The 12,138-nt window shown below is 65.4% G+C and carries 9 protein-coding genes; 3 read left to right on the top strand and 6 right to left on the bottom strand.

Features of this window, described 5'->3' with window-relative positions; translation table 11 throughout:
- The first annotated feature begins 284 nt into the window (after positions 1-284).
- Entirely contained in the window at positions 285-2,018 is a 1,734-nt protein-coding gene (locus tag SO140_RS44195; RefSeq protein WP_498544081.1) for a methyl-accepting chemotaxis protein, read from the top strand.
- Positions 2,019-2,363: 345 nt separating this feature from the next.
- Entirely contained in the window at positions 2,364-4,052 is a 1,689-nt protein-coding gene (locus SO140_RS44190) for a methyl-accepting chemotaxis protein (RefSeq protein ID WP_498544080.1), read from the top strand.
- A 2-nt stretch (positions 4,053-4,054) separates the two neighbouring features.
- Here SO140_RS44190 and SO140_RS44185 read toward each other — a convergent pair whose 3' ends face one another.
- From SO140_RS44185 to ygfZ, 6 genes are all read right to left on the bottom strand, one after another.
- Positions 4,055-6,754 (bottom strand): DUF2339 domain-containing protein, encoded by a 2,700-nt coding sequence (locus tag SO140_RS44185; RefSeq protein ID WP_498541096.1) that lies wholly within the window; start codon positions 6,752-6,754, stop codon positions 4,055-4,057.
- A gap of 45 nt (positions 6,755-6,799) precedes the next feature.
- Positions 6,800-7,768: an NUDIX hydrolase gene (locus SO140_RS44180; RefSeq protein WP_449383948.1), complete on the bottom strand. Its 969-nt coding sequence runs from the start codon at positions 7,766-7,768 to the stop codon at positions 6,800-6,802.
- Between the two features lie 22 nt (positions 7,769-7,790).
- The gene (locus tag SO140_RS44175) at positions 7,791-8,297 is read right to left on the bottom strand and encodes a tyrosine phosphatase family protein (protein ID WP_027524310.1); all 507 of its coding nucleotides are present in this window, start codon (positions 8,295-8,297) and stop codon (positions 7,791-7,793) included.
- Between the two features lie 134 nt (positions 8,298-8,431).
- On the bottom strand, positions 8,432-9,049 hold the full coding sequence (locus SO140_RS44170) for a YfbR-like 5'-deoxynucleotidase (protein ID WP_449383947.1): 618 nt from the start codon (positions 9,047-9,049) through the stop codon (positions 8,432-8,434).
- Complete coding sequence (locus SO140_RS44165; RefSeq protein WP_498541094.1) at positions 9,046-9,672, bottom strand: DNA-3-methyladenine glycosylase I; 627 nt, start codon at positions 9,670-9,672, stop codon at positions 9,046-9,048. Before SO140_RS44165 ends, SO140_RS44170 begins: the two co-directional genes overlap by 4 nt.
- Entirely contained in the window at positions 9,669-10,547 is an 879-nt protein-coding gene (gene ygfZ, locus SO140_RS44160) for a CAF17-like 4Fe-4S cluster assembly/insertion protein YgfZ (protein WP_498541093.1), read from the bottom strand. Before ygfZ ends, SO140_RS44165 begins: the two co-directional genes overlap by 4 nt.
- Before the next feature lie 103 nt (positions 10,548-10,650).
- Here ygfZ and SO140_RS44155 point away from each other — a divergent pair, with 103 nt between their 5' ends.
- Positions 10,651-11,985, top strand: a complete 1,335-nt coding sequence (locus tag SO140_RS44155; protein WP_449383944.1) for a dihydroorotase — start codon at positions 10,651-10,653, stop codon at positions 11,983-11,985.
- The last annotated feature ends 153 nt before the right edge of the window (positions 11,986-12,138 follow it).

The raw sequence follows: 12,138 nt of genomic DNA, 5'->3' as shown, positions 1-12,138 counted from the left end.
GATGCCTTCACCCCCGAGGAATGCGCCAACTACCTCAAAAATTCAGGCTATCGAACTTAATGCCATCACGCTTTAGAACCCGAGCGGCCTACCGCCGCGTGTGGTTAACTTGTTAAGCGCGTGAAACGTGCTGGTTTTCAAGGGTTTTTTGTCAAAACTCGGTAGTTCCACGGAGCGTTCTCTTAACCAAATTGGAATTCCCGGCGCTCAGTTTTTGGGCAAGGGCGATCAACGCCGAGAGCGGCCGACAATGACTTGGCCGCGCCTATCCGGGAAACGTACCCATGTTGAGCTTTGTCCAGAATTTGCGGATCGGTACCAAGCTGGCGGTGACGTCGGTGTTCGGTATTCTCCTGGTGGTCGCCATGATTGCGAGCCAGCTCGTCGGCAACGGCAATGTGCGTCGTTCCAACCAGGCGGCCATCGCGCAGCAGGAGCTGGCGCGGGATGCCGTCGAGGCCAGGCTCTGGGTGCGCAGCACGCAACTCAGCGTCCGGGATATCCGGCTCGCCAACAATGCCGCGGAGCTGCAGAAAGCGAGCGAGTCTCTGGTCGAACGCTCAAGGTCGCTGGACAACGCCGTGGAAGCGATGCTCAAGCTGTCCCGGTCTGCGGAAAACCGCGCGCGGATCGAAAAGCTCAAGAGCCTCTCCGCAGATTATTTGAAGGGCGCGCAGCAGATCGGCTCCATCCGCAGCGAGATGATCGCCGCGACCAGCGCCGATGCCGCACGTGTTGCCAAGCTGACCGAAGAAAGCCTGCGCATCGCGCGCGAAGTCACGTTGCCGATCTCTACCGAAATGGACGGCCTGACGGGCCAGATCGCGGACTTCGCCAGGCACAGGAGCGAGGAGGAGATTGCCAGCTCCGCGCAGGAGATGGCGTCCAGCGAGCATATCGGAACGGTGGTCGGCATCTGTGCCGCCCTTGTCCTGTTCGGCTCCTGGCTGATGTCCTTCCTGACGATTGCGCGGCCGATCCGCGCACTCACGGCGGCAATGGACAAGCTCGCCGGTGGCGATTTCTCCGTGGTGCTGCCGGGGCTCGGCCGCAAGGATGAGGTCGGCGGCGTCGCCGCGGCGGTCGAGAAGTTCAAGATCGTGTCCGAGCAAAAAGCGCGCGACGAGGCCGAGGCCAAGACCAAGCAGGAGCAGATTGCCGCCGCGCAGCGCAAGGCCGAGATGCACAGGCTCGCCAGCAGTTTCGAATCTGCCGTCGGCGAGATCGTCGATACCGTGTCCTCAGCTGCAACCGAGCTCGAAGCGTCAGCTTCGACGCTTACCTCAACGGCCGAGCGCGCGCAGGAGCTGACCACGATGGTCGCCGCGGCCTCTGAAGAGGCCTCCACCAACGTGCAGTCCGTGGCCTCCGCGACGGAGGAACTGTCGTCGTCGATCACCGAGATCAGCCGCCAGGTGCAGCAGTCCGCACGCGTCGCCAACGAGGCGGTTGGCCAGGCACGTACCACGACCGAGCGTGTCAGCGAATTGTCCAAGGCGGCCACCCGCATTGGCGACGTGGTCGAGCTGATCAATACCATTGCCGGGCAGACCAACCTGCTCGCGCTCAACGCCACCATCGAGGCGGCGCGCGCCGGCGAGGCCGGTCGTGGTTTCGCCGTTGTGGCTTCCGAGGTGAAGGCCCTGGCCGAACAGACCGCCAAGGCGACCGGCGAGATCGGCCAGCAGATCTCCGGCATCCAGACGGCGACGCAGGAGTCGGTCAGCGCCATCCGCGATATTAGCGACACCATCGAAAAGCTGTCGGAGATCTCTTCGACCATTGCGGCCGCAGTGGAAGAGCAGGGCGCGGCGACGCAGGAAATCTCCCGCAATGTGCAGCAGGCCGCGCAGGGCACGCATCAGGTGTCATCCAACATCACCGACGTGCAGCGCGGGGCGGGCGAGACCGGATCGGCCTCAACGCAGGTGCTGGCGGCTGCGCAGTCGCTCGCAGGCGACAGCAACCGGCTCAAGCTCGAAGTCGGAAGATTCCTCGACACCGTGCGCGCGGCCTGAGGGGCGGCACGGCTCGACAGGTCTGAGCGGCAGCCTTTGTCCTCATCCCCTTCCGGTCGCCGCAGTCTGCTGCGGCGGACGGGCGTTCATGGTGCAATGCGGCAGTGAATCAATCGCGGGGTTAACGATCCAGAAAACCGAAGCAGGCCTCATCCCGGCAAATTCGACCGTATTACTACGGGGTTCCAAATTAACCGCGGCTTGGAAGTCAGGGTGCATTTTCGGACCCAACGAGAACCAGCCAGCATTCGTCGAACTGACCTCCGTCCGATCGTCCAATTTGTCGATCGCGGCGGTAACGACCGCGTCCGCCTTGCGTAACGTCCATCTGTCGGGATTATTGCGATGTCGAAATTGTCGATCCGATTGAAGATATTGACCGTGTTGAGCGCTCTGGTACTCGCGCTCGCCGGTGTCGGCATCATGGCGATCAGCACCATGCAGGCCATCAACGCGCATACGGTCGAGATTTCCGAGAGCTGGCTGCCCAGCGTCCGCGCGCTTGGATCGCTCCGCGCCGACATCAACGAGCTGCGGGTCGCGCTCCGCCTGCACCTGATGCAGGACAGCGCCGAGGGTAAGGACGCCGCCGAGAAGCGGATGGGGGCGCTGCGCGAGCGCATCGAGACGACGCGCAAGAGTTATGAGCCCCTGATTACCTCGCCCGAAGAGCGTGCCCTCTATGACCAGTGGAGCAAGGCCTGGGGCGAATATCTGAATGGCGTGCAGGAGGTGATGACGCTGTCGCGCAAGGGCGTCGGCCACTTCCCGACTGACGCCAACGACCTATTGCAGACCAAGGTCGCCAAGATGGCGCAGGCCGCCGATCCGCTGCTCCAGCAGGACATCGAGCTCAACAACAAGGGCGCCGAAGCGGAGACGCAGAAGGCCGCCTACAGCTACACCGTGGCCTTCCGTGTTCTGCTCGGCATCATCGTGACGTCGGTGCTGATCGCGATCGCGGCCGCCTATTTCCTGGTGCAGGACGTCTCGCGCGGCATCGCCTCGATCATCCAGCCGATGCAGGCGCTCGGCAATGGCGAGCTCTCGGCCGAAGTCCCGCATCGCGGCGCGCGGACCGAGATCGGATCGATGGCCGATGCGTTGCAGATCTTCAAGGAAGCGCTGATCGCCAAGAAGGCCGCCGACGAGGCGGCGGCGCGTGACGCCGAGGCCAAGATCGAGCGGGCTCGCCGCGTCGACGGTATCACGCGCAATTTCGAGACCATGATCGGCGAGATCGTCGAGACCGTGTCGTCGGCCTCGACCGAGCTCGAGGCGTCCGCGAGCACGCTGAGCGGTACCGCGCAGCGCGGCCAGGAGCTTGCGACCGTGGTTGCAGCCGCCTCGGAAGAGGCGTCCACCAACGTCCAGTCGGTTGCGTCGGCGTCGGAGGAGCTGTCGTCGTCGATCACCGAGATCAGCCGGCAGGTGCAGGAATCTGCGCGGATGGCGGCGGAGGCCGTCGACCAGGCGGCTCGCACCAACGAACGCGTCAACGCGCTGTCGCAGGCGGCCGCGCGCATCGGCGACGTCGTCGAGCTCATCAATACGATCGCGGGACAAACCAACCTGCTGGCGCTGAACGCGACGATCGAAGCCGCGCGTGCCGGCGAAGCGGGACGTGGCTTTGCCGTCGTGGCATCCGAGGTCAAGGCGCTCGCCGAACAGACCGCGAAGGCGACCGGCGAGATTGGCCTCCAGGTTTCGGGCATCCAGACGGCCACGCAGGAGTCCGTCGGCGCCATCAAGGAGATCGCCGGCACCATCGAGCGGCTTTCCGAAGTGTCATCGGCGATCGCCGCGGCCGTCGAGGAGCAGGGCGCCGCCACGCAGGAGATTTCGCGCAACGTGCAGCAGGCATCGGTCGGCACACAGGAGGTCTCCTCCAACATCACCGACGTGCAGCGCGGCGCGATCGATACCGGCTCGGCCTCGACCCAGGTGCTGTCAGCCGCGAAATCGCTTGCTTCCGACAGCACGCGCCTCAAGGTCGAGGTCGCGAGCTTCCTGGAGTCGGTGCGCGCGGCCTGACCTCACGCGCCTGCTTGCGTCGCAGGCGGCGGCGCCTGCCGGCGGAACAGTATCCGCTGGTAGAGCCAGCCGATCGCGACCAGCACGATGCCGAGCCCCATGAACGACAGCGCGCGCCAGACGCCTGCCAGCGTCGACATGTCGATGACGAATGCTTTCAGGATCGTCAGCGCGATCACGACGGCGGAGGCGAGCCGCGCGCGCTCCGAGTTGACCAGGAGGCCAACGCCGAGCAGCACCACGCCAAAGCCGAGCCAGCCGATCGAATAGGTGTACTGCTCGGCGCCCGTCGTCGCGCCATAGAGCAGGACCGGCCCGTGATAGAAGCGGCGGATCTCCAACGTCACATATGTAAGAGCGAACACCAGCGCGCCGCCGGCAATAGTGTTGGCATAGGCGGTCGGACGATGTCCCGCCACCGCATAGGACAAGAGCAGCATGAGCACTGCCGGCAGCGCGTAGCCGAGCAGCAGCAGGTTGAACACGAGGCCGCCGACATCGACGCTGCTGAACAGCCACGGATTCTCCAGGATCAGGAGGCCGAACACGCTGATAAGTCCGGCGATCACCGTGAGCACGACCGCGCCGACATTGTGCACGATGCTGTGGCTCCTCAGCCGCAGGCGCTCCAGCCCGATCGCCATGGCGAGCGTCACGCAGGCCTGAAGCGCGAATTCGAGCAGCGAAGGCGGCGATGTCATGTCGCCACCGGTGGCGAAGTGACGGATCTCCATGAAGGCGAGCAGCGCGGTGAACAGGATCGCGGCGGCCTCCACCATGCGCAGCGGCGCGTCGTCGCCGCGGCGGTGCAGGAAACGGCTCGCTGCCCAGAACGACAGCGCCGGCACGCCGTAACCCCAGAGCAGCCAGTTGAAGATCGGTGTGGTGCCGACGGCATCGCCGACGATGCGCGGGTCGTAGACGATGCGCGCGGTGACGATGCCAGCCAGGATCGCGGCAAGCCAGCGCAGGAAGGCGATCGGCCGCTGGATGGAGATCCAGGCGGTGCCGAGCGACATCAGCGCCAGCGCGATCGTGAGCCAGCCCTTCTCCAGCGCGAAGGTCAGCGCCAGCGCCAGCGCGCCAAGCGTGCCGGTTGCGAACAGGGCAATCGAGATCGCAAGGCCGGGCCGGTTCTCGCGCCGGGAGAGTGTCTCGGTCGCGGCCGCGAAGGCCGCGGCGAGCAGCACGGCGAGGATCGCGAATGGAATCGAGCGGTCGAGATGCGCGATGCGGGCGTAGAGCGCAACCAGGAGCGCAATCGGCGTGAAGGTCGCGGCCGCCGACCACACGACGGGGATGATCGCGGAGGACGAGCGTCCCTGAGCGAGGAAGCCCACGCCGCCAAAGCCCGTGGCGAAGATCGCCGCCATCATCAGGTGCAGCCACACCGAGCTGTCGGTCGCGGTCGGTCCGATGCCAGGCAGCGGACCGCCGGGCAGCACCAGCATGTCGGGGTTGGCGCGCACGGCCCATTCGGCGAACACAATGAAGACGAGCGCTGCCGCCGCGCCGAGCGCGCCGGTCGCCGAAGGCGCGCGCCAGGCGACGAACAACGTTCCGGCAACGAGGAGAGTGAACGTGATCAGCGCGAGGTCGGCATGGGCGCTCGACAGCACGATCAGCATCGCGCCGAACAGATAGGCGGCGAGCGAGCCGGAGGATACCGGTTCGATCTGGCCGTCGTCGATGGTCGGGCCGAACATGAAGCCGCAGACCACCAGCAGAGCGGCGAGCACGAAGCCCGCGATCACATGAAAGGCGTGCGGGGCGGCAAGCGTCGCACCGAGGTCGAGGCCAGGGAAGGTCCACAGGAGCGCGAAGACGATCGTGGTCACCGCAAGCCAGCGCCACAGCCGGATGCGCGCGAGACCAAAGCTCGCCGCGGTGACGATGGCCAGATAGATGTAGAGCGCCCAATAATCCGGCTTGTCGGAGGAGACGAGGACCGGCGTTACGAAGGCGCCGACCACGCCGAGACCGGCGAGTGCAGGGCCGTGCAGCAACGCAGCAGCAAGCGTGCCGAGCGCAACGAGGCCGAGCAGCACGAAGGCGGTCGCAGGCGCGAGGAAATCGTAGAGTGCATAGGCGGCATAGACAGTCGCAAACGCCACCGCCGTGCCGGCGGCAGTGAGGATCGCGGGGATGTTGGCGATCGGCAGCGCCTGGATCTCGGCGATGCTCTCCTTGCGCCGCGTCCATTCGCCGGCGCCAAGCAGCGCAAGCGCGAACAGGCCGCCGAGGAAGACGCGGACGCCGGGGCCGAGAAGGCCGGCCTCGATCGAATAGCGCACCATGAAGAAGCCGCCGAGCGCGAGCGCAAGGCCGCCGATCCACACCACCCAGCGGGTGCCGAGCCGCTCTTCGAGACCCGGCCCTGCAGCCGGCGGCGGAGGCGGTGGCGCGACTTGAGCTGCATCCGTTTCGATTGGCGGCGCGGCCTGATCGACGACGAGCGGCGGCGCCACCTCGGCGTCAGGCGAGGGCGGCTCGGTGGCCTGCGGCGCCGCGGTCGCGAGCGTTTGCTCCATCTCCTGCGGCGTCAGTGGCGGTGGCTGGATCGGCCGCAGCGCGTGCAAATTGGCTTCCAGCATGCCCAGCCGACGGCGCAGATCGGTCGCTTGATTGGAAGCCTTCAGTGCAATCAGGAAGGCGGCGATTGCGATCATCACCGCAAAGACGTCGAACGGGGCGTCGAACATAAGGCCTCCAGGCGAGCCGCGAAAAGCGACCCGCGTAACATGCTCTTAGCGCCGGGAGCGGACGCGCAAGCCTGGCGCCGGCCGCTCCTGGAGCACTTCGCGGCGGAAGCGATAGAGTGCTGCCGGCCGCCCGCCGGTCTGTGTCGACATCACGCCAGTCGGTTCGACCAGAGCTTCGCTTTCCACTAGGCGACGGAAATTCTGCTTGTGCAGGTGCCGGCCGGAGATTGCCTCCACCGTGTGCTGCAATTCCGTGAGTGTGAATTCGGCGGGCAAAAGTTCAAAGATGACAGGGCGATACTTGAGCTTTGCGCGCAGCCGGGCAATGCAAGTGGCGAGAATCCGGCGGTGGTCGAACCGCATCGAGAGGCCGAGCGCAGGAAGCGCCTTGCGCGCTAATGCCGCAGGACGGCCGTCGCGGCGCGCCTCCTCGATCAGCCCGGCCTCGTAGAGCAGCTCGTAACGGTCGAGCACGCGCTCCTCGTCCCATGCCGCGCCGTCCAGGCCGAAATTGAGCCGCACGCGATCCCTGCGCGGCAGCGCACGGATCGTCTCGGGCGTCTCCTCCTCGGCCCACCGGGTCAGCGCCGGAATGATGTCGCGGGCGATGATCGCCGGCGGCTGCTCGCGCCAGTCCTCCCAGGGGAAGAAGCGATACCACGGCTCGAACGTCGCACCGGCCGCACGTACTCCGTTGTCGCTGGCGCGAGTCAGCGCGAGATAGCCGATCGAGACCATATGCGCGCCGGTATCGGCCGCCTCCGCATGACGGCCGCGATCGCCAAAAGTGTAGAGCTGCTCGACATAGCCGAGCCTCAAGCCCGCCTGTTCCTCGACCCAGGCGCGCAGGCCGATCTCGAAGGTGCGATGTGTCAGCGCATCGAATGGACCGAAAGGCAGGCCGGCCAGGCCGTCGCTGCCGCGCGCTGTGAGGATCAGCGGCTCATGCGCCTCGATCGCAACGATTGCGGCGGTCAGGCCGATCTCGATCGGCGTCAGCAGCTTGTCGCTCATCCGGGAAACGGGTTTTGCGGGGTCATTCGAGCTCGATCACGAATGGACGGCTCTCCACCATCATCGCGCCCGGACCCATCTCGTCGAGCGCGCGCAACATGCGACCGTCGCGGCGGAGCGCGCGATCGGCGAGCTCGACGATGCGACGGTTGGGCGAGGCGATCGGGGAGGCGGCGCGGATCTTCTTCGCGATCTCGATTTCGTCGCGATGCGGATTGAGCAAGCATGCCGCGGCAAACGCGCTCGCGGTGGAGCGGCTGATACCGGCATAGCAATGCACGACCAGCGGCGCGCTGCGATCCCAGCCGCGGACGAAGTTCAGCACCTGGTTGATATGTCCTTCCGAGGGCGCGACGAAGCCGTCCAGCTCCTCGGTGATGTCATCCATCGAGACTTTCAGATGATTGGCCGGCAGCACCGACACTGGCCGCACCACCTGCTCGACATTGGCCATCACGGTCAGCACATGGCTGGCGCCGGTGAGACGAACCGTTTCGGGCAGGGCGGCAAGCGAGCAGACGTGGATCATGGTGTTCCTTCTTGCGGCCGATTATAGCCGGCACCCGTAGGGTGGGCAAAGGCGCAACGCGCCGTGCCCACCATGCTTCACCTTGCTCTGATCGGTGGGCACGCTTCGCTTTGCCCACCTACGAATAGCCTACGCTATGAAAACACTGCATTGAACCGCTCCAGAAACCGCTTCTCGGCTCTCGCAGCCGTCCACGGCGTCAGATAGTCGCGGAGAACGGTTTCGGGCAGGCTAGGGTCGCGGCCGAACAGCCGCCGCGCCTCGCTCTCGCTGAAGCCGGCGAGTTCGGTGGCCTCGAGATAGGCCGCACCGCGATCGGCGGCCTTGATGGCCTGCGTGATCTCCTCGGGAAGAACCGGCGGCAATCCGAAGCGGATATGGATCGCGCCGAGCAGCCGCTTCTCCACCGCCTTGTAGTGGCCGTCGAGCACGGCCTTGAACGGCGAGATCATGTCGCCAATCACGTATTCCGGCGCATCGTGCAGCAGGGCGGCGAGCCGCAAGCGCTGGTCGACGCGCGGGCTTTCGTGGCGCATCACGGTCTCGACCAGCAGGGTGTGCTGGGCGACCGAGAAGATGTGCGCGCCCGTGGTCTGCCCGTTCCAGCGCGCGACGCGTGCGAGCCCATGCGCGATGTCGGCGATCTCGACGTCGAGCGGCGAGGGGTCGAGCAGATCGAGCCGGCGGCCGGACAACATGCGCTGCCAGGCGCGGGATTGCACGTCGTTTGCGGCGCGCTTCGCGACTTTCATCTTGCTTTGAGGCGCAGCTTGCGCTGCGTCTTGCCGCAGGACGCGTGGCAATGGCAGTCGACGAGATGGTCGTTGACCATGCCGGTCGCCTGCATGAAGGCATAGACGATGGTAGGGCCGACGAATTTGAAGCCGCGCGAGGACAGCTCCTTGGAGATCTGCACCGACAGCGGCGTCGAGGCAGGCACGCTCGCGGTGGTCTTGAACTTGTTGACCAGCGGCCTGCCGTCGACGAAATCCCACAGCAGCTTCGAGAAACCGGGGCCCTTGTCCATGATCTCCAGATAGGATTTTGCGCTCGCAATCGTGCCCTCGACCTTGGCGCGGTTGCGCACGATACCGGCATCGTTCATCAGCGCGTGGACCTTCTTCGCGTTGTAGCGCGCGATCTTCTCCGGCTGGAAGTCATCGAAGGCTTTGCGGAAATTGTCGCGCTTGCGCAAAATCGTGATCCAGGAGAGGCCGGCCTGGAAACCGTCGAGAATCAGCTTCTCGTAGAGCGCGCGGTCATCGTATTCAGGCACGCCCCATTCCGTGTCGTGATAGGCGACATACAGCGGATCTTCGCCGGGCCAGGGGCAGCGCGTCAGGCCGTCGGCATGCAGGCGAGGGGCGCGGCTCATGCGACGGGATGCTTCGCTGGAATGCGGACGACGTCGGGTTCCGCGAGCCTCACATCGAGCCCGCCGGCGGTCAGTGTCTGTCCGGCGTCGAGCGCGTCGACGACGCGATCGATGCGCACCAGCGCAATGCCCTTGCCTTGTGCCGTCGAGCCGATGGTGCCGACCGGCTTGTCGCCGGCGAGGATGGTGGCGCCGGCCTCGGGTGAGGGGCCGTCGAGCAGCACCTTGACGCTGCGCGTGCGCGCGGTGCCGCGATGTTGCATGCGCGAGACCACCTCCTGGCCGACGTAGCAGCCCTTGTCGAAATCGACGCCGAAGAGGCGATCCATGTTGGTCTCGTGCGGGAATGCATCGCCATAGATGAAATCGAGCCCGCCCCGCGGCACGCCCAGCGCGATGCGATGCACCTCATATTCGGACGCCTCGAGGAGTTCGGCACCGATCAGCGCGGCAAGCTTCTCCTTGAGTTCCGCGGGGACCAGGATACGCAACCCGAGCCGCTCGTCGCGCGGGTCGGTGAAAGCGAGGTCGGGCTGGGCGGCAGGCTTGCCATCCCATGCGGCCAGCACGCCGAGATCGGACAGATTTTCCACAGTGACCTTGGCGCGCAGCTTGTAGAACTTCAGCTTGGTCGCGAGGGTTTCCGCGAGCGCCTTCGGGCAGTCGATCAGGTAGCCGCCGCCATGGCCGGCGGGTGCCTCCGTGATCAGGAAATCCACGATGATCTTGCCCTGCGGCGTCAACAGCGCGCCGAATCGGCCGAGCCCGGGCTTGAGCCTGCCGATATCCGTGGTGAACAGGCCATTGAGGAAGCTCTGCGCATCCTCGCCTGCGATTTTGACCACGCCCCGATCGGGGAGAAACGCTGCCTTCATTGCGAAAATCTCTTGCGACATGTCTGCTTCGAACGTAAGCCCGCCCTGCTTAAACGACAAGGCCTCGAGCCCTGCGCCTGAGGGATGAAAGAGACTGACAGCCATGACCCAGCATTTTGACGTGATCCTGAAATCCGGCACGGTGGTCAATCAGGACGGCGAGGGCATCCGCGACATCGGCATTGTGGGTGGCCGTATCGCGGAGATCGGATCGCTTGCGCAAGGCGCGGCGGCGGAGGTCGTTGACTGCAAGGGCCTGCACATCCTGCCCGGCGTGATCGACACGCAGGTGCATTTCCGCGAGCCTGGCCTGACGCACAAAGAGGATCTCGAGACCGGTTCGCGCAGCGCTGTGATGGGCGGCGTCACCGCCGTGTTCGAGATGCCGAACACCTCGCCGCTCACGGTGACGGAAGCTGATTTCACCGACAAGGTGAAGCGAGGCCATCATCGCATGCATTGCGATTTCGCCTTCTTCATCGGCGGCACGCGCGAGAACGTGCAGGATCTGCCGCATCTCGAGCGTGCGCCGGGCTGCGCTGGCGTCAAGGTGTTCATCGGCTCCTCCACCGGCGCGCTGCTTGTCGAGGACGACGACAGCCTGCGCCGCATTTTTCAGGTGATCCGCCGCCGCGCCTCGTTCCACGCGGAGGACGAATATCGCCTCAACGAGCGCAAGTCGCTGCGCATCGAGGGCGATGCGCGCTCGCACCCGGTCTGGCGCGACGAGACTGCGGCGCTGATGGCGACGCAGCGTCTCGTGAAGCTCGCGCGCGAGACAGGCAGGCGCATCCACGTGCTGCACATTTCGACCAAGGAAGAGATCGAGTTCCTGCGCGACCACAAGGATGTCGCATCCTGCGAGGCGACGCCGCATCACCTCACCATGGCCGCTCCCGAATGCTATGAGCGGCTCGGCACGCTTGCGCAGATGAATCCGCCGGTGCGCTCGGCCGATCACCGCGCCGGCATCTGGCGAGGTATCGAGCAGGGCATCATCGACATCCTCGGCTCCGACCATGCGCCGCATACGCTGGAGGAGAAGCAGAAGACCTATCCAGCCTCGCCCTCGGGTATGACCGGCGTGCAGACGCTGGTGCCGTTGATGCTCGACCACGTCAATGCGGGTCGGCTGTCGCTCGCCCGGTTCGTCGATCTCAGCAGTGCCGGGCCTGCACGCCTCTTCAACATTGCCTGCAAGGGCCGCATCGCCGCGGGCTACGATGCCGACTTCACCATCGTCGACCTCAAGCGCAGCGAGACCATCACCAACAAATGGGTCGCCTCCAAAGCCGGCTGGACGCCTTACGACGGCGTGCGCGTTATGGGATGGCCCGTCGGCACCTTCGTCCGTGGCAGGCGCGTGATGTGGCAAGGCGAGCTCGCGGCGCCGTCGCAAGGCGAGCCGGTACGGTTTCTGGAGACGCTGAAGCAGTAGGGCAAGGCCCACCGCCGACATGCCCCGGCTTGACCGGGGCATCCAGTACGCAGCAGGCCTCTCGGTTCAAGAACAAGCGTCTCTGGAATACTTGTATGGGCTTGGTCAAGGATGAGTGGTTGTTAGATCATTTCAGATCATCTCCTTGTTCGA

This window comes from Bradyrhizobium sp. UFLA05-108, assembly GCF_059803455.1.
This window is presented reverse-complemented; position numbering and strand designations above follow the sequence as displayed.

Excerpts from the sequence above, each read along its gene's own strand:
- SO140_RS44195 (WP_498544081.1), top strand. The coding sequence starts at position 285 with ATGTTGAGCTTTGTCCAGAATTTGCGGATCGGTACCAAGCTGGCGGTG.
- SO140_RS44190 (WP_498544080.1), top strand. The coding sequence starts at position 2,364 with ATGTCGAAATTGTCGATCCGATTGAAGATATTGACCGTGTTGAGCGCT.
- SO140_RS44185 (WP_498541096.1), bottom strand. The coding sequence starts at position 6,754 with ATGTTCGACGCCCCGTTCGACGTCTTTGCGGTGATGATCGCAATCGCC.
- SO140_RS44180 (WP_449383948.1), bottom strand. The coding sequence starts at position 7,768 with ATGAGCGACAAGCTGCTGACGCCGATCGAGATCGGCCTGACCGCCGCA.
- SO140_RS44175 (WP_027524310.1), bottom strand. The coding sequence starts at position 8,297 with ATGATCCACGTCTGCTCGCTTGCCGCCCTGCCCGAAACGGTTCGTCTC.
- SO140_RS44170 (WP_449383947.1), bottom strand. The coding sequence starts at position 9,049 with ATGAAAGTCGCGAAGCGCGCCGCAAACGACGTGCAATCCCGCGCCTGG.
- SO140_RS44165 (WP_498541094.1), bottom strand. The coding sequence starts at position 9,672 with ATGAGCCGCGCCCCTCGCCTGCATGCCGACGGCCTGACGCGCTGCCCC.
- ygfZ (WP_498541093.1), bottom strand. The coding sequence starts at position 10,547 with ATGAAGGCAGCGTTTCTCCCCGATCGGGGCGTGGTCAAAATCGCAGGC.
- SO140_RS44155 (WP_449383944.1), top strand. The coding sequence starts at position 10,651 with ATGACCCAGCATTTTGACGTGATCCTGAAATCCGGCACGGTGGTCAAT.